Below are 17591 nucleotides of genomic sequence, written 5' to 3'. Positions count from 1 at the left end.
TCGCTACTGGGCTGGGGCCGTCAGCGGCGGCGTGGCGTTGCTGCGCCCTTCCCAGACATAGGAAGCGAGCGCCACTGCGACGGCGACAAGCATCGCGATGGCGCCGAGCAGCGGCAGGCTGCGGTAGCCATAGCCGGCATTGAGCATGGCCGCGCCCAGTGACGCGGCAAGCGCGATGCCGACATTGAAGCCGGACGGAATGAGCGACGAAGCGAGATTCGAGGCGTCTGCCGTCCAGGCCAGGATGCGGGTCTGGATCGGCGTGCCGATGGCGAAGTTGAGACCGCCCCAGATGACGATCGCGACAACCATCGGCAGGGGATAGGGGCTGACGGCATAGATGACGGCCAGCGTCGCCGCCTGCAAGCCCAGCATGGTGATCAATGACGGCATCAGCTTCCAGTCGGAGAGCTTGCCGCCCAGGAAGACACCGAGCGTGGCGCCGACGCCGTTGAGCAGCAGCACCCACGGCACCAGGTTCTCGTCGAGCCCGGTGACCTCCAGCAGTGTCGGGGTGATGTAGGTGAACAGGCCGAACTGGCCGATCATCAGCATCAGCATCAGGATCAGCGAGGTCCAGACCTGCTGGCGTGCCAGCACGCGAACCTCGCGGGCGAAACCGGCGGGCCTGGCCGACGATCCCGTCGTGCGCGGCAACAGCGCTGCCATGGCAAGCGTTGCCGCCACGCCCAGTGCGCACATCACCCAGAAGGTCGCGCGCCAGCCCCAGATGTTGCCGATCGCAGTGCCAGCCGGCACGCCGATGACGTTGGAGACGGTGAGGCCGGACAGGATGACGGCAACCGCCATGCCGCGCTGGTCCTCGCGCACAAGACCGACGGCGACGACCATGGCGACGCCGAAATAGGCGCCGTGCGCGACCGCCACGGCAATGCGCAACAAAAGCATCGAGGTGAAATCGGGCGCTAGCGCGCAGGCCGCCTGGCCGATGGTGAAGGCGATGGCGAGGCCGAGCAGCAAGGTTTTGCGCGACAGCGACTTGGTGGCGAGCGCCAGCAGCGGCCCGCCGATGGCGATGCCGCAGGCATAGCCGGAGACGAGATAACCGGCGGAGGGAACCGAAACGCCAAGACCTTGCGCCACTTGCGGCAGCACGCCGGCTATGACGAATTCGGTGGTGCCAAAGGCAAAGGCGGCGATGAACAGGGCGATGAGCGGAAGCGACATGGGAAGGCCTTAGCTGGAATGGCCTCAAACCACGGATGGGCTTTGCGGGCAATCCAGAAATTTTTGGCGCCGCTTTAGCTTTTCTTGACCGATGGCATTAGGCCGGGGTCTTGCGGCCATAGGGAATCTTCAGCCACGCCCGCTCGTGGAGATAATAGAGCAGCGATTTGGTGACGACCTCGGTCAGGCCGATGGTCGCGGCGAGCTTGATGCTTCCCGTCACGACCAACGAAATGATGATCGTGTCGATGGTGCCGGTCGCCCGCCAGGAGAGCGCCTTGGCGAAACTGCGCGAATGGGTGTCCATCGATTTCCTCCGAAAGGCTGGGCTAATGGACCCTTATCCCGACTGGAGGAAGCAGAGCAAAGGTATTTTTGCCGTCGAAACGATGGATCAGCTCGCCTTCAGCCGCGACCCCGTCAGCAGCCCGCGCTCTTCGAGCACCGGATAAGCCATCGAGGCCAGCAGCGAATTGATCTGCTTCAGGTCGCGGATGGTGTCGAGGTGGATCGAGCTGGTCTCGACGCTCTTGGCCGTGCCGTCGCGCAGCCGCACGAAATGGCTGGCGCTGGTTTCCTTCTCGCGGTCGCGCAGCTGGTCCTTTTCCAGCACCAGCTGGCGGGCAGTCTCGGGATCGCGCGACACCAGCACGTTGAAGGCGAGCCGGGCATTGGCCAGCACCGAGCTGTGGAAGGCGAACAATTCACTCCAGCCCTCGTCGGTGAATTCCAGTCCGCGCTCGAACTTCTTCTTCACATGCACCAGCATGTTGCGCACGATGATGTCGCCGACCTGCTCCAGCTTGACACAGGCGCCGATCAGCTCCTGGCAGCGCAGCGCTTCGTCCTCGGTCAGCGGGTTCCTGGTAAGCTTGGCCAGATAGAGCTTGATGGCCGCATGCTTCCTGTCGACGCGGTCGTCGAGTGCGGCCAGAGCCTTGATCTTGTCGGCGTCGGCGCTCTCGTAGAGCTCGATGATGCGCTTGAGCATGATCTCGACGGTCTCGCAGACCCGCACCACCTCGCGGGTGGCGTTGGCCAGCGCCTGGCTAGGCACGTCGAGCGCACTCTCGTTGAGCGCCGACAGCTCGACGACGTCGAGTGTGCTGGCCGGCGCCGGCTTGGTGCCAAGCGCCACGATCTTCTCCGAGGCGCGGTAGACGAAGCCTGCAAGCGGCAGGCCGGCGAGCAGGATCAGCACATTGAACAGGATGTGGGCGTTGACGATCTGGTCCGCCGCCGTCGAGCCGAGAAAAGCGAAGTGGGGCCTGAAGATCATGACCAGGATCAGCATGATCAGCGAGCCTAGCCCGCGCATCAGGAGGTTGCCGATCGGCACGACGCGGACTTCGGGGCTCGACGAGCGGGTCAGCATCGGCGCGATGATCGAAGAGCCGAGATTGACGCCAAGGATGAGAACGACGCCGAGTTCGGGCGTGATCAGGCCACGGCCGGCCAGCGTTGCCATCAAGAGCACCGCCGCGATGCTCGACTGGAACAGCCAGGTGATCAGCGCCGCCAGCAGGTAGGCGGTGATGGAATCGGTCGAGAAGTAGTTGATGATGACCGGCATGAGCTGGCTGTTGCGCAGCGGCTCCGATGCCTGGCCGATCATCTCCAGCGACAGGATCAGAAGGCCGATGCCGACCAGGATGCGGCCGGATTGGCGCCAGTCGCGCCGCTCGGTGGCCATGAACATCACCGTGCCGGTGATCAGGCAAAGCGGCACCAGCAAGGTAAGATCGAAGGTCAGCAGCTTGACCACCAGCGCCGAGCCGATCTCGGCGCCGCGCACGGCAAGCTGGCCCGCAGCGCCCGAGACGATGCCCGAGCCGGCGAAGGAGCCGACCAGCAGCGTGACGGCGGTGGAGCTCTGCAGGGCGATGGCGAGGCAGGTGCCGGCCAGCACCGCCATGATCGGATTGCGCATGGTGGCGCGCAGGCGATGGCGCAGAACGTCGCCATAGGCGCGCTCGACGCCGGTCTTCACCATGCGGGTGGCAAACAGCATCAGCGCCACGGCGCCGGCCAGATGCAGGAGGACGACGGACCCGCTCATGTCGCCGCCTGCATGCAAACAGGGCGCGCGCCCTGTTTGGCGTGGCGAGCGGGATGAAAAACGGGGTTACGAATCATGATCATGGCGTTGGTGGATATTAGCTCGAATATTTTAGCCGGATAATAAAATCTTGTCGATTTCAAGGGGCCGTTGCAGCGCGACAAGCGGTGTCGGAAAATGGACGGACGCGCAAATGGTTGCATGCCGGGCCGTCGCGGCACGGGCGGATCGCGCGGTGCCGCGATTGGTGCCTTACCTTTGCGATGATGTTCAATTCTCGTGGGTAAACGAAGGAATTCATTACACAATTGTAATGCGGGCATTCAGTTTCGGTTCATCGATGGGCCGCTATTCCTCGGGCATCGACAACCAAGGAGACTTCTCATGAAACGCATTGTCCTTTCCGCTCTCGCTTTCTCGATGCTGGCCGCCACGTCGCTCACCGGCCAGGCCGCACCGCTGAATGCACCGGTCGCTCCGCAGTCGAACACTAGCCAGGTCGACTGGCAGAAGCCCGGCCACCACAGCGATGTGAAGAAGCGCGTCTTCAAGAAGAAGGTCGTCGTGAAACGCAACAACTGGCGCAATGGCCAGAAATATTCCAGCTGGAAGCGTCACGAGCCGATCCGCGACTACGGCCGCTACGGCCTGCATCGTCCCGGCCGCGGCCAGGAATGGATCCGCGTCGGCAACGACTATGTGCTGGTCGGCATCCTCTCCGGCGTCATCTTCGGCGCGCTTGCCGCACAGTAACCGGCACCTGGCCGGCCATTGAAGCGAGGCGGCCCGCAACGGCCGCCTTTCTTTTTGGCCTGTGGAAACCGGGTATGGCCCGCATTAGGGGTCGTCGGACTTCGCAGGCATGATTATATGGTGGGGAAACGAGTTCCCCGATGCGCTTTCCACCCGCCTTCCTCGACGAGATCCGCGACCGCGTGCCGATTTCATCGGTTGTCGGCCTGCGCGTCGCGTGGGACCGGAAGAAGACCAACGCGCCGCGCGGCGACTATTGGGCCTGCTGCCCGTTCCATGGCGAGAAGAGCCCGTCCTTCCACTGCGAGGACAAGAAGGGCCGCTACCATTGCTTCGGTTGCTCGGTCTCGGGCGATCATTTCAAGTTCCTCACCGAACTCGACGGGATGAGCTTTCCCGAAGCGGTTGAAAAGATCGCCGACATGGCCGGCGTGCCGATGCCGGTTCGCGATGCGCAGGAGGAGCGGCGCGAAAAGGAACGCGCCAGCCTGACCGACGTCATGGAGATGGCGACCAGCTTCTTCCAGGAACGGCTGCAGGGACCGGAAGGCGCCAAAGCGCGCGCCTATCTCAGAGATCGCGGGCTGACGCCGGCGACGCAGCAATCGTTCCGGCTCGGCTTCGCCCCCGACAGCCGAAATGCGCTCAAGGAGCATCTCGCCGCCAAGGGCGTCCCGAAAGCCGATATCGAGGCCTGCGGACTGGTGCGCCACGGCGACGACATCCCGGTTTCCTACGACTGGTTCCGCGACCGCATCATGTTTCCGATCCCGGATTCCAGGGGCAAGATCATCGCCTTTGGCGGCCGCGCGCTGCAGCCCGATGCGCTGGCCAAATACATGAATTCGCCCGATACCGAGCTCTTCCACAAGGGCAACGTGCTCTATAATTTCGCCCGCGCCCGCAAGGCGCTCGCAAAGGGCGGCACGGTCATCGCCGTTGAAGGCTACATGGACGTGATCGCACTGGCGCAGGCCGGCTTCGAGAATGTCGTGGCGCCGCTCGGCACCGCGCTCACCGAGAACCAGCTCGAGCTGCTCTGGCGCATGGCGCCGGAGCCGATGTTGTGTTTCGACGGCGACAAGGCCGGGCTGAAGGCGGCGTGGCGGGCCGCCGACATGGCGCTGCCGTCGGTGCAGGCCGGGCGCTCGGCGCGCTTCGCGCTGTTGCCGGAAGGCAAGGATCCCGACGATCTGGTCAAGGCCGCAGGGCCGGATGCGTTCCGCATCGTGCTGGCCGAAGCACGGCCGCTGGTCGATCTGTTGTGGATGCGTGAGACGGCGGGCGGCGTCTTCGACACGCCGGAGCGGCGGGCCGAGCTCGAGAAGACCCTGCGCGAGCTGACCAGCCGCATCCGCGACGAAAGCCTGCGCTACCATTATCAACAGGAGATGCGCGAGCGCGTGCTGAGCTTCTTCGGCTCGCAGCGCAGTGCGCGCCAAGGGCGTCAAGATGGCGGCCGGCCAGGCGAGCGTGGCCAGGGCAAGGCGGCCGCTCCCGGCGGGCAGTTCGCCAAGCCTGGCGGCGGCCGCATGGCGATCACCGAAAGCCTCGGCCAATCCGCGCTGGTCAAGCGCGGCGGCGAGGGGATGTCGGTGCGCGAAGCGACGATCATCGTCGCATTGATCAACCATCCGGCACTGATCGACGAGAATTTCGCTCATATCGAGTTTCTCGATCTCGCCAACTCCGATCTGAGGCGGCTGCATGCGGCGATCCTCGATGCGATGGCGCATGACATGGCCAATGACCGTCAGGCGGTGATCGCGACGATCGAGCGTGCCGGCTGCGCCGAGATCTGGGAGCGGGCCGTCGGCCTGATCCGGCGGATGCGGCAATGGCCGGCGCTGGAGACCGCTGCCCTTGAAGATGCCCGCGATGCTTTCAGCCAGGCACTGCACTTGCAGCGCAGCGCGCGCACCTTACATAAGGAACTGAAACAGGCGGAAGCGGCGCTCGCCACCGATCCCACAGACGAAAACTACCGGCACCTGATCGAAATTCAGGCGCAATTTCAGGATGTACAGGCGACGGAAGCGCTGATCGAAGGTTTCGGCGTGTCCTCGGGCAGGGCTGGGCGAGCTTAGTTTGAAGCGAGTGAGACGCGAAGGCGTCGTTGCGCGTCGAAATGGCGCGTAACGGGCTAAGTCGGGTAATTGATTCGCTTTTTTCATGCGAATCATGCGAGAGGCGCTTGACCTTCTGGCAGATTGGCGGAATCAGGACGATTCGAAACGTTAACCCGAACCCGCGTCGACGGGAAATAAGCGATGTGAGGGTACTGGTCACTGGACAGGCAGCCTGCCTGCCACAGATATCAGGGTTAATCTGGACTTAATGCATGTCGCCCAAAAGGGAAACCGGTTTGGGGCAACGACATTCACCAAACGAACGAGTTGATGCAGTTACTGGCCCGGTGAAGCGCGTTTCATAAGAGCGCATCCGATTTGACTGGTCCGACAGCTTACGCGGCTTCGATGTTCGGCCGCGAGGAGAAGATAAAGACTATGGCGACAAAGGAAAAGGAAGAGGTCGAAACCGAACGCGAAGGCGCCACCGATGGCCCTCTGCTCGACCTTTCCGATGATGCTGTCAAGAAGATGATCAAGGCCGCCAAGAAGCGCGGCTATGTCACCATGGACGAGCTGAATTCGGTGCTGCCCTCCGAGGAAGTGACCTCCGAGCAGATCGAAGACACGATGGCGATGCTGTCCGACATGGGCATCAACGTGGTCGAGGACGACGAGCAGGGCGAGGAGCCCGAGGCCGCCGACACGGCGGCCGATGCCGAGGAAGACGCCAACGAGCTGGCTGAGCAGACCGGCACCGCAGTCGCCGCCACCACCACCAAGAAAGAACCGACCGATCGCACCGACGATCCGGTGCGCATGTACCTGCGCGAGATGGGCTCGGTCGAGCTTTTGTCGCGCGAGGGCGAAATCGCCATCGCCAAGCGCATCGAGGCCGGCCGCGAGACGATGATCGCCGGCCTGTGCGAAAGCCCGCTGACCTTCCAGGCCATCATCATCTGGCGCGACGAACTCAACGAATCCAAGATCCTGCTGCGCGAGATCATCGATCTCGAAGCCACCTATGCCGGCCCCGAGGCCAAGCAGGCGCCGGTGGTCGAGCGCATCGAGGAAGCCAAGGTCGAGGACAAGCCGCGCCGTTCGCGCGACGAGGAAGAAGACATCACCAATGTCGGCGCCGATACGCGCGGGCTGGTCGATGACGACGAGGAAGACGAGGACGAAGCGAGCCTGTCGCTGGCGGCGATGGAAGCGGAACTGCGCCCGCAGGTGATGGAGACGCTCGACGTCATCGCCGACACCTACAAGAAGCTGCGCAAGCTGCAGGACCAGCAGGTCGAGAACCGTCTGGCTGCGGCCGGCACACTTTCGCCCAGCCAGGATCGCCGGCTGAAGGAGCTGAAGGACCAGCTGATCAAGGCAGTGAAGTCGCTGTCGCTCAACACGGCGCGCATCGAGGCGCTGGTCGAGCAGCTCTACGACATCAACAAGCGCCTGGTGCAGAACGAAGGCAAGCTGCTCAGGCTCGCCGAAAGCTATGGCGTGCGCCGCGAAGAGTTCCTGAAGGAATATCAAGGCTCGGAGCTCGACCCGAACTGGACGCGCGCGATCGGCAATTTGACCTCGCGCGGCTGGAAGGAATTCACCAAGAACGAGAAGGACGCGATCAAGGACCTGCGCGCCGAGATCCAGAACCTCGCCACCGAAACGGCGATCTCGATCCTGGAATTCCGCAAGATCGTCAACCAGGTGCAGAAGGGCGAGCGCGAAGCGGCGATCGCCAAGAAGGAAATGGTCGAGGCCAATCTGCGCCTCGTCATCTCCATCGCCAAGAAATACACCAATCGCGGCCTGCAGTTCCTCGACCTGATCCAGGAAGGCAATATCGGCCTGATGAAGGCGGTCGACAAATTCGAATATCGCCGCGGCTACAAGTTCTCGACCTACGCGACATGGTGGATCAGGCAGGCGATCACGCGTTCGATCGCCGACCAGGCGCGCACCATCCGCATTCCGGTGCACATGATCGAGACGATCAACAAGATCGTGCGCACCTCGCGCCAGATGCTGCACGAGATTGGCCGCGAGCCGACGCCGGAAGAACTGGCCGAAAAGCTCGCCATGCCGCTGGAAAAAGTGCGCAAGGTGCTGAAGATCGCCAAGGAGCCGATCTCGCTCGAAACGCCGGTCGGCGACGAGGAGGATTCGCATCTGGGCGATTTCATCGAGGACAAGATGGCGATCCTGCCGATCGACGCGGCGATCCAGGCCAATCTGCGCGAGACCACCACGCGCGTGCTGGCCTCGCTGACGCCGCGCGAGGAACGCGTTCTGCGCATGCGCTTCGGCATCGGCATGAACACCGACCATACGCTGGAAGAAGTCGGCCAGCAGTTCTCGGTCACGCGCGAGCGTATCCGCCAGATCGAGGCCAAGGCGCTGCGCAAGCTCAAGCACCCGAGCAGGTCGCGCAAGCTGCGCAGCTTCCTCGACAGCTAAGGCTTGCTTGCGTGGGGGAGACAACGGAGAGACGACTGCCCCGCAGACGTCTCCACCGGTTGATCTTTTTCGGTGTGGCTGGCCTTGCCATTCACGGGTGGGTTCTCATTACGGCTATGAGCTTCGGCCATTCTTTTGTGCCGTCGCAAGCCTATGTGAGCGATCACGATATGATCGCGAAATCGGTAGCGATGGCGGTTACCTGTCTGGCGGTCCTTTTTTTCTGCCGAAAGTTTGTGAAGGACTTTCGGGCCCCGGACACATCCATCAAAGCCTTTCTTGTTTCCGTCTTCGGCGTTCTTGTGATGCCCTTCTTTGTCTGGATTATTGTCCGTGCAACAGTGCTGACAGTATATCCGCTTTGGTTGGCTGCACTGGTGGGTGAGGATACGCAACTCGAGTTTTCAGTTGGCGATACGGCGGGCTCATCATTCCGTTGCCAGCATAAAGTCGATCTGGCGGGGATGCCAATTCTGACCGGCACACTATGCGGTATCTCCGGCGAATTTCATAAGACGCTTCATCGGGGCATCGGGGTGGTGTTATCCGGGCGCGGCACGACGGACGGGCTTTTTGCGGTGGAAATTCATGTTGTTCACTAACCGCAATTTCCACAAGGGATTGTCGGTCACAACGGCACGTTCAACCGTGTCCCCCTGACGATGATGCCGCCTCGGTCGCCGATCTCTATCGAGCCATAACGCTGCCTGAAGCACTCGGGCAGCGGACGGTCGCCGGGAATCGACAGCCACAGGCGCAGCATATGGCGACGCTTGTCCGGGTCTGGCCAATCGCGAAAACCCATGCGGTCGTGCAGCAGCGAATGATTGTAGACAAACTGCATGTCGCCCGGCCGAAGCCGCATCGACAGGTTCAGTTTCGGGTCATTGGCAAGGCTGTCGAAGAGATCCAGCGCTTCGACATGCGCTGAGCTCAGCCGCATGGCATCGGGAAAGCGTTGCGCGCTGTCGATGTATTGGCGCTGATAGATGCCGGTCAGCAATCCTGCATGCCAGTTGAGGACCGGGATTTCGAAGTAGGGCTTTTCCCCTTCCGGTATCTCGCCGCGCCGGTCGGTGGCGATCGGATCAAACAGCAGGCGCACCAGATCGGGCCGTCTTTTGCGCATCTCGTTGTAGATCGTCACCGTGCTGACCAGCAGGGACTCGCCGCCTTGCATGGCATCCCGCAGGCAGAGCAGGCCGACGACGTCGGCGGAGTCGGTGTGAAACGTCTGGCGCTCCGCCGTCTGGTAGATGCGGGTCGTGGCATCCCTGGCGTCGGCGCCTGTGTCGCGGACATGGCCGAGTATATGGCCCTGGGCATTCTGGGATCGTGCGCTTCCCAGATGCGCGCCGACCCCGCAGAAGACCGTTGCCGCCATTTGCGCGGAGTATTTTTCGACCGGGAGACCACGAAGCACCTCGAACCCGATGCCTGCGATGAGTTTTTCGCGAAGGGCGGCAAGATGGCCGGCAAGCCTGGGCAATGGGAAATCGGCCTTGGTCAAATTGCCGATATCCTGCGAGCGGGCGAGAAAGCCGGTTGCCGCCATTTCCAATTCCGCGACGTCCTGCGGGTCCAATTCGACCAGCCAATTCTGCGGATGCTTCGCCATGTCCTCGCCGGTCCACGCGGCAGGACTTTCGATCTTTCCCGGCGGCAGCTCGATGGTCTCGCGCATGAAGCTCTCCTGCGGCCGGACCCGTCTCGGACACCGCCGGGGATTTCCCAGGCTGACGGCCACGACGGAGATTGCCGCAATCGGGCGGGTTTTTAAACCGGCTTTCCCAGGTCGGCGCCGACTGTTTGCCGTCGTCGCCATGCCGCCGTCTTCGTGGCGCCTGGCGCGAGGCTCGCCTTCACCCAGCAATCGTGCGCCGGAGCGATAGTCCTTGCGGGACGTTCGCCGCGGGAGGATAATTTCGTATCGGATGCATTTCTGGGCGACAACCCGGATGCCCGCCCCGGCGAAGCCGCCGTGCTCCGTGGCCCCGGAGGAGGTGTGCCATGACAAGCTACATCGTGCTGATGAACTGGACGGAGCAGGGCGCCAAAAACGTGCGCGATTCACCGAAGCGGCTCGACGCCGCAAGGAAGCAGCTGGGAGATATGGGTGGGTCGTTCAAGGCGTTCTACCTGACCATGGGCGAATACGACATGGTGGCGGTGGTCGAAGCGCCCGACGACGCGGTGCTGGCGCGTTTCTCGCTGATGCTGGCGGCGAGCGGCAATGTCAGGACGCGGACACTGAAGGCCTTTCCCGAATTCGCCTACCGCGAGATCATCACCTCGCTCGGATAGGGCCGTGACGAAACAGCGCGTAAAGCGCATCGCCATTCCTGGGGAGCTTGCGCTAGGATATAGCCATGTCCGAACCGCATTCGCATTCTCATCTGTGGCCTGGCGTGCCGCTGGCGCTTGGCTCGGCCGCCTTGTTCGGGGCGACGCCGCCGCTCAGCAAGCTGCTGCTCGAGGGCGTCAATCCCTTCATGCTGGCCGGGCTGCTCTATCTCGGTGCTGGACTTGGCCTCGCTCTGTACCGCCTGCTCCGGGGCAGGCAGGCCGCGGCCGGGGAAGCGCAGCTGACCGCTGGGGATATTCCCTGGCTGGCGCTGGCAATCGGCATGGGTGGCGTTATCGCGCCGGTGCTGCTGATGTTCGGCCTGACCCTCAACACGGCGTCCAGTTCGGCGCTGCTGCTCAATCTGGAAGGGCTGGCGACGATGGCCATCGCCTGGCTCGTCTATCGCGAGAATGTCGACCGGCGTCTGCTTCTGGGTGCCTTCGCCATTCTGGCGGGCGCCGTTCTTCTGTCGTGGCAAGGCGAGGGTATCGCCTTCAACCGTGGCGCCCTGCTGGTGGCAGGGGCTTGTGTGGCCTGGGGGATCGACAACAATTTCACGCGCAGGATCTCGGCCACCGACCCGGTGGTGATCGCCATGCTCAAGGGGCTGGTGGCGGGTGTCGTCAATGTCGGGCTGGCGCTTGCCGGCGGGGCTTCGTTCCCCCCGGCGTCGGTCGTGGCAGTCATCGCGGCCGTAGGCTTCTTCGGCATCGGGGTCAGCCTGGTGATGTTCATCGTGGCGTTGCGTCATCTAGGCACGGCACGGACAGGGGCCTATTACTCGCTCGCCCCCTTTATCGGCGCGTTGCTGGCAATCGCCATACTGGGTGACGCCGTCACGCTCAAGTTGGCGGTTGCCGGGCTGCTGATGGGCGCCGGCCTGTGGCTGCATCTGTCGGAACGCCATGAGCATGAGCACGACCACGAGGAACTGGAACACGAGCACAGCCATGTGCATGACGAGCACCACCAGCACCAGCATGACGGGCCGGTGAGCGAGCCGCATTCGCACTGGCACCGGCATGCGCCGATGCGCCACCGGCATCCGCATTATCCCGACCTGCACCACAGGCATGGCCACGGATAAATGCTGACCGTCTGGTACAACACGCGCTGCCCGGTCTGCGATGCCGGTATCAGCAGGCAGAAGCGGCGGCTGATTGAAGCGATCAAGGCTAGGCGGATCGAGTTCCGAGACATCAATTTTGAACCGGCAGCGCTTGCTGGACATGGCGCGTCGCTTGAGGATATCCGCCGCCGGCTGCACGCCACCGACGCGGCGGGCAGGCTGCTGGTCGGCGCCGACGTTGCCATCGCCGTATGGAAGGTCACGCCGGGCGAGGGCTGGCTGGCGACTTTGTTCGGCAATCCGGCTGTCTTGCCGCTGACACGCTTTGCCTATGATCGTTTCGCCGACCTGCTCTATGCCTGGAACCGGCGCAAGGGTCGCTGGTAGCGGTTCGTCATTGACCAGAAGTGCAAAGGTCCGGAAGACAATCTCCGGACCTTTTTCGCGTGGCCTTATCGGCTGGCCGGCTCGCAGAGCGCGCCGACGATGCGGCGTACTATCGGCAGAACCAGCAGCAGCGTCGGAAACGCCACCAGCCAGGACAGGCCCCAGGCGGTCCGCCAGATGGACGGCAGGTCGGGGTGGAAGCCAAGGCTTTTCAACGTCGAGATGAACGAGACGATGAAGGTCATCAACAGCGATAGCACCAGCGGGCTGAGAACAGCGGCATAGCGCGCAGGCAGCTTCCTGCGCTGATGTCTTGCAGTCATTTTGGGAGTTTCCCTGAAGTGTCCGGTCCGTCGCATTGGCATCCATTCGCCGGTGACCGGCTGAATTGCCCGGAAGACCGGGGTTGGATGCGTTGCTTGACGTCAGACGCTTACGGAGCGGCCGAGGCGCTCGCGGGCCTTCTAGCGGCACGTTTCGCTGAAAGCAAGCCTCCGGCGCCATATCGAGATACATCGTAAGATATATCTTGACTCCACCGATTGGCTTGCCTAATTAAGATATATCGTAAGATAGAACTCAAGGAGCAATCAATGCACAAACATTTTGGGAACAATCATTTCGGCGAGCGCATGTTCATGCACATGGCCGGCAAATTCGGCGGGCGCGGCGGCGGCTTCGGCCCGTTCGGGCACGGTGGTCGTGGCGGTGGACGCGGCGGCCCGGGCGACATGTTCCGCGCTGGCCGCATGCTGGCCGACGGCGATCTCAAGCTGATCACGCTGTCGCTGCTGGCCGAGGCGCCGCGCCACGGCTACGACATCATCAAGGCGCTGGAAGAGCGCACCAGCGGCATCTACAGCCCGAGCCCGGGCGTCGTCTATCCGACACTGACCTTCCTGGAAGAGGCCGGCTATGCCGCCTCCGCCGCCGACGGCAACAAGAAGGTGTTCTCGATCACCGAGGCGGGCCAAGCGCATCTCGCCGACAACCGCGAGATGATCGATGGCGTGCTCGAGCATCTCGAGCGCTTCGGCCGCAAGATGGCCAAGGCGCGCGACTGGTTCGGCTGGAACGACGAGCGCGAAGAGGGCGGGCGCCGCGGCGGCCGCTCGGAGGCGCGCGACGAATTCCGCGCTGTCCGCCACCGGCTGCGCGCGGCTCTCGGCGACTTCGTCGATGCCCCGGCTGATAAGCAGGCCGAGGCAATCGCCATCCTCGAAGCCGCCGCCGAGGCGCTGGAAGCGCTGTCGCACAAGTAAGCTCTTCCGGCACGGCAGGGCGCAGCCCTTGCCCGCCAGGCCAAGGACCGATAGTGAAATTCATCCCGCGCCACGCTACATGGTGCGGGATGAATGCTGTTGGAGGAAGCCCGATGTCTTTTCTGAAGCGTCTTTTCGGCGGTGGTGGCGGCGGAGCCGAGGCGGGTGAGCCAAAGAGCATGGCGCCGGCCAAGCAGGTCGAGCACAAGGGTTTCCTGATCAGCGCCACGCCCTACAAGACGGATGGCCAGTACCAGACCTGCGGCATCGTCTCCAAGGAGATCGACGGCGTGGTGAAGGAACACAAATTCATCCGCGCCGACCGCTTCGCCGGGCTCGACGACGCCGTCGACATCTCGATCAAGAAGGGCATGCAACTGGTCGACGAGCAGGGCGAGCGGATTTTCGGGTAAGCAAGACCGGTCGAGGCGAAGATCCTCGGCATCTCGCAATGAGCCCAATCGTTCAACATGAAGATGCTGCCACGCCTGTCGGGAATTGCCAAAACAAGACCTGGTCTCCGCAATACGCCCCGCTATGCCGTCAAAGCCGGCTCACTCTAGAGGCCGCCTTGCCGGACGCTATGGCAGTAAATGCATGAGCTCGTCCGGCATTGGGGTAACCGCCGGCACAGGAGTAGCCGCCGGCGTGGGCGCGGCCGGATCGGTAACATCCGTTCCACCGATGACGTAGCCCGGTTCTTCCGACTCCGAGTAGACTTTCGTTATGATGCCTGATTTGAGCGCTTCAGCGTCCCAGACATTATAAAGGCCCTGCGGCGTTGCCAGCCCCATCATGGCGAACACATCGGCACTGTTGATGCCCATTTCGTCGAAATAATCAGACATCATCTGCTTCAGCGCCGGATCAGGCACCGTCGAAATCTCGTCGAGGTCTCTTCTGCCGTTGTGCATTCGGGGTTTCTTCCGGCCGTTCGTTATCTGATGGACGGCGATCCGGGCATTGGCAGCCGCAGCGCGGACCTGGCCTCCAGCCAGGGCCCATGAGCAGGCCGAGAAACAGTATGCCCCGCCAGAATGAACTTCCCCTTCCGACCAGCCGTTCCTGACCATCTTTTCTGGACAGCGCGGCACCAGCATCGGACAGCCGTTCAACTGCGTCCTGCCTATCGCAGTTTCGAGGCCGGCGGTGCGGATCATGCGTCCCATTTCGAGCGCAGCATCCACGTTCCCGCCGCCAGACTGAAACACGACAGGAAGCTTCTGGCCTTTCAGCTTTCTCAGAAACTTCTCAAATTGTCCGGCTGTGTCAGGTTTGATGATGCCTTCGGCAGAGATCCATTGGACGCAGCTTACCGTGCAATCACCGTTCCGAACCAAAATGAAATTCATCGGCCACACTTCGGGCGTTTTCTGCTGCGCGGCGGCCGATGCGGTAGCAACCAGGGCCGCAAAGAAGCCTGTGACGATCAAGCAAAAGGTTGCGAGCGGACGCAGGCGAGTTGTCACGATGAAAAGTCCCCGCAAACAGCAGAATAATTGCTATCGTCTCAGGCCTGTCCGACACAACCTTTTTTAGAATTCCGTCGGCAAGGGATGGCGTCCATGAAGAAGAGTCTCGACAATTGAGCGTAGCATTTGCCAAGGAGGAAAGCGCCGAGGCGGCATCGGAAACCATCCTGCCGGCTCGCCCTATCTCCGACCGGATCAACCTCGTCACCGAGGTGGGCCTCAAGATGCTGCAGGTTGAATTGGCTCGCGCTCAGCAGGCTCTCGAGGCCGCTAACGTGCTGGAAGATGTCAACGAGAGGCGACGGCAGTCAGCGGTTCCGGTTCGGGATATGCGCTATTATGCCGAGCGCGTCCGTACGGCCCAGCTCATGTCGGTGCCCTCGTCCAATGAAGTGATCGCCTTCGGGCACACGGTTACCTTCAAGCGTGACGATGGCCGCACGCAGACCTTTCGCATCGTCGGTGAGGATGAGGCCAACCCGTCTCAGGCTTCCATATCGCATGGTTCGCCGGTTGCCATCGCGCTGACTGGCAAAACCGTTGGCGACTTTGTCCAGCTGGGGCAACGCGAACTTGAGATCCTGTCCATTTCCTAGTTGGACATCAGGTATGGCGCACGACCGGGGCGAGTGCCTGGAACCAATGACGGGCGAGACTGTTCAATTGTAACTTTGGTACCACGCTGACGAGCCCAACCGTTGGGCAAGCGGCCACTTGAGGAGCTCTCATCATGATGATTTCGTCCAGAATTCGTTCACTCGCGGTTGCCGCCATAGCCGCCGGGGCCGTCAGTGTTGCCAGTGCCGCGCATGCCGACAGCGGCACGATTCGCTTCGCCGTCTACAAGGCGGCCTTCTTCGTGGGCGGATCCGGAGGCGAGGGCACGCTGACCTTCCATGGTCGCAGCTACCCCATCTCCGTCGGCGCCGTCTCGGGCGGCCTCGCCTTCGGGGTTTCGAAGACCTATTTCCGCGGGACAGTGCGCCATATCAGACGCGCCCGGGATGTGACGGGGGTCTACGGGGCGGCGGGCGGCGGCGGCGCTCTCGGCAAAGGGGCTCAGGTGATCGTCATGACCAATGACAAGGGCGCCCAACTCGAACTCACAGGCAAGCAGGTAGGCCTGCAAGTCAACGCCGATCTCAGCGGTATGGCCATCACGGTGAAGTAAAAAGGGTTCGTCAGTCCTTGGATGGGCGGACCGAAAGGCTCCCGGAGCGACGGCAGCTTCGGCAAGGTCGTTCGCATCGTGGAAGACGTAGGTCGGCTTTGGATCCGACCTTCGCTCTTTCAATCACAACTCCTGTTGCCCGCTATGCCACCTGCAACTCGCGTCGCGGCAGTGGCGGAAAGGCGATTGCAATACCCACCGCGCCGAGGCCAATGACGGCCGAACCGATGAACAGCCAGGAATAGTTGGCGTAGGCGTCGAACACCATGCCGCCGGCCAGTGGTCCCAGCGCCATGCCGAGGCTGGACAGCATGGTGGCGGCGCCGAACACGGTGCCGAGGATACGCTGGCCGAAATATTCGCGCGCCAGCACCGCATAGAGCGGCATGACGCCGCCATAGGTGGCGCCGAAGATGACGGCCAGCATGTAGAACTGCTCGAGCCGGCTGATCGAGAGATAGGCGGCAATGACGATCGCCTGGATCGCCAGGCCCGCGATCAGCACCGGCTTGACGCCAAGCCTGTCGGCCAGCACGCCGTAGAAAAGCCGACCGCCGAGGCCTGCGAGACCCTCGACGCTGTAGATCGAGACGGCCGCCATGGGGGCGACGCCGCACAGCATGGCATAGCTCACCATGTGGAAGATCGGCCCGGAATGTGCGGCGCAGCAGGCAAAGAAGGTGAGGCCGAGTACGATGAATTGCGGCGAGCGCAGTGCCTGGCCTACCGTCAGGCCAGCGCCTTCGGGGGCCGGCGCCGAGGCCACATCCGCCGTTGCGGGCTTTGGCGGCTGGCGGACCAGCAGCACGGCCGGCAACAGCAGCACCCAGGCGGTGATGCCGATGTCGAACATGGCGGTGCGCCAGTCATAGGCCGAGATCAGCCAGCGGGCGAAGGGCGAGATCGTCATCGGCGCCACCCCCATGCCGGCCGAGACCAGCGAGACGGCTAGGCTGCGGTTGGTGTCGAACCAGCCGGTGGTCAGCGCGATCATCGGCGCGAAGAAGGCGCTGGCGGCGAGGCCGACCAGCACGCCATAGGTGATCTGGAAGCTCAGCAGCGAACCGGCGCGGCTGGCCAGCACCAGCGCCAGCCCGAGCAGCACAGCGCCGATCATGACGACGATGCGGGCGCCAAAACGGTCCGAAATGGCGCCCCAGGCGAAGCCGCCAAGGCCCATCACCAGGAAATTCAGCGTCATGGCGCTGGAAATGCCGGCGCGCGACCAGTTGGTGTCGATCGCCATCGGCTCGAGGAAGATCGCCAGCGAAAACATCGTGCCGATGGCGACACAGGACATCAGCGCGCCAGCGGCGACGATGACCCAACGATAGGAAATGCTCATTCAAATCTC

18 protein-coding genes are annotated in these 17591 nt (G+C 62.8%); 11 read left to right on the top strand and 7 right to left on the bottom strand.

The features are described 5' to 3' along the window. Positions 1-3 precede the first annotated feature (3 nt). The 3 genes from EJ076_RS28140 to EJ076_RS28130 all read right to left on the bottom strand — a co-directional run bounded on the left by EJ076_RS28140 (position 4) and on the right by EJ076_RS28130 (position 3247). Entirely contained in the window at positions 4-1188 is a 1185-nt protein-coding gene (locus tag EJ076_RS28140) for an MFS transporter (RefSeq protein WP_126070071.1), read from the bottom strand. A gap of 97 nt (positions 1189-1285) precedes the next feature. Next, positions 1286-1495 carry a DUF2061 domain-containing protein gene (locus EJ076_RS28135; protein ID WP_109660020.1) on the bottom strand — a complete coding sequence of 70 codons (210 nt, stop codon included), beginning with the start codon at positions 1493-1495 and terminating at the stop codon, positions 1286-1288. An 87-nt stretch (positions 1496-1582) separates the two neighbouring features. Continuing rightward, positions 1583-3247: a Na/Pi cotransporter family protein gene (locus EJ076_RS28130; RefSeq protein WP_126070070.1), complete on the bottom strand. Its 1665-nt coding sequence runs from the start codon at positions 3245-3247 to the stop codon at positions 1583-1585. Between the two features lie 384 nt (positions 3248-3631). On the opposite strand from EJ076_RS28130, the gene EJ076_RS28125 reads away from it, so the two are divergent. From EJ076_RS28125 to EJ076_RS28110, 4 genes are all read left to right on the top strand, one after another. Further along, the gene (locus EJ076_RS28125) at positions 3632-4000 is read left to right on the top strand and encodes an RcnB family protein (protein ID WP_126070069.1); all 369 of its coding nucleotides are present in this window, start codon (positions 3632-3634) and stop codon (positions 3998-4000) included. Between the two features lie 140 nt (positions 4001-4140). Further along, positions 4141-6087 carry a DNA primase gene (dnaG, locus tag EJ076_RS28120; protein ID WP_109660026.1) on the top strand — a complete coding sequence of 649 codons (1947 nt, stop codon included), beginning with the start codon at positions 4141-4143 and terminating at the stop codon, positions 6085-6087. 420 nt (positions 6088-6507) lie between these two features. Further along, positions 6508-8529, top strand: coding sequence for an RNA polymerase sigma factor RpoD (gene rpoD / locus EJ076_RS28115; RefSeq protein WP_109661301.1), 2022 nt, complete (start codon positions 6508-6510; stop codon positions 8527-8529). Between the two features lie 116 nt (positions 8530-8645). Further along, positions 8646-9131, top strand: a complete 486-nt coding sequence (locus EJ076_RS28110; protein WP_164548752.1) for a hypothetical protein — start codon at positions 8646-8648, stop codon at positions 9129-9131. Positions 9132-9157: 26 nt separating this feature from the next. On the opposite strand, the gene EJ076_RS28105 is transcribed toward EJ076_RS28110, so the two are convergent. Continuing rightward, positions 9158-10213 (bottom strand): TauD/TfdA family dioxygenase, encoded by a 1056-nt coding sequence (locus EJ076_RS28105; RefSeq protein ID WP_126070067.1) that lies wholly within the window; start codon positions 10211-10213, stop codon positions 9158-9160. Positions 10214-10539: 326 nt separating this feature from the next. Here EJ076_RS28105 and EJ076_RS28100 point away from each other — a divergent pair, with 326 nt between their 5' ends. From EJ076_RS28100 to EJ076_RS28090, 3 genes are all read left to right on the top strand, one after another. After that, positions 10540-10833, top strand: a complete 294-nt coding sequence (locus tag EJ076_RS28100; RefSeq protein WP_109660030.1) for a GYD domain-containing protein — start codon at positions 10540-10542, stop codon at positions 10831-10833. A 65-nt stretch (positions 10834-10898) separates the two neighbouring features. Continuing rightward, complete coding sequence (locus EJ076_RS28095; protein WP_109660032.1) at positions 10899-11963, top strand: DMT family transporter; 1065 nt, start codon at positions 10899-10901, stop codon at positions 11961-11963. Then, positions 11964-12332 (top strand): DCC1-like thiol-disulfide oxidoreductase family protein, encoded by a 369-nt coding sequence (locus tag EJ076_RS28090; RefSeq protein WP_126070066.1) that lies wholly within the window; start codon positions 11964-11966, stop codon positions 12330-12332. 65 nt (positions 12333-12397) lie between these two features. On the opposite strand, the gene EJ076_RS28085 is transcribed toward EJ076_RS28090, so the two are convergent. After that, positions 12398-12655, bottom strand: a complete 258-nt coding sequence (locus tag EJ076_RS28085; protein ID WP_126070065.1) for a DUF2798 domain-containing protein — start codon at positions 12653-12655, stop codon at positions 12398-12400. 270 nt (positions 12656-12925) lie between these two features. Between EJ076_RS28085 and EJ076_RS28080 the strand changes: the two genes are divergently transcribed. Beyond that, positions 12926-13594, top strand: a complete 669-nt coding sequence (locus EJ076_RS28080) for a PadR family transcriptional regulator (protein ID WP_109660037.1) — start codon at positions 12926-12928, stop codon at positions 13592-13594. Positions 13595-13707: 113 nt separating this feature from the next. Further along, the gene (locus EJ076_RS28075) at positions 13708-14007 is read left to right on the top strand and encodes an HlyU family transcriptional regulator (protein ID WP_126070064.1); all 300 of its coding nucleotides are present in this window, start codon (positions 13708-13710) and stop codon (positions 14005-14007) included. A 168-nt stretch (positions 14008-14175) separates the two neighbouring features. Here the strand turns inward: EJ076_RS28075 and EJ076_RS28070 are convergent, their stop codons facing one another. Beyond that, positions 14176-15063, bottom strand: a complete 888-nt coding sequence (locus EJ076_RS28070; RefSeq protein ID WP_126070063.1) for a hypothetical protein — start codon at positions 15061-15063, stop codon at positions 14176-14178. A 116-nt stretch (positions 15064-15179) separates the two neighbouring features. On the opposite strand from EJ076_RS28070, the gene greA reads away from it, so the two are divergent. Further along, positions 15180-15662, top strand: a complete 483-nt coding sequence (gene greA, locus EJ076_RS28065) for a transcription elongation factor GreA (protein ID WP_126070062.1) — start codon at positions 15180-15182, stop codon at positions 15660-15662. Positions 15663-15796: 134 nt separating this feature from the next. Further along, complete coding sequence (locus tag EJ076_RS28060) at positions 15797-16237, top strand: hypothetical protein (protein WP_126070061.1); 441 nt, start codon at positions 15797-15799, stop codon at positions 16235-16237. 142 nt (positions 16238-16379) lie between these two features. Here the strand turns inward: EJ076_RS28060 and EJ076_RS28055 are convergent, their stop codons facing one another. Beyond that, positions 16380-17582 carry an MFS transporter gene (locus EJ076_RS28055; protein ID WP_126070060.1) on the bottom strand — a complete coding sequence of 401 codons (1203 nt, stop codon included), beginning with the start codon at positions 17580-17582 and terminating at the stop codon, positions 16380-16382. Between the last annotated feature and the right edge of the window lie 9 nt (positions 17583-17591).

This window comes from Mesorhizobium sp. M7D.F.Ca.US.005.01.1.1 (assembly GCF_003952545.1).
Classification (GTDB): Bacteria; Pseudomonadota; Alphaproteobacteria; order Rhizobiales; family Rhizobiaceae; genus Mesorhizobium; species Mesorhizobium loti.
Note: the sequence above shows the minus strand (reverse complement) of the source record. Positions and strands in the feature narration are given on the sequence as shown.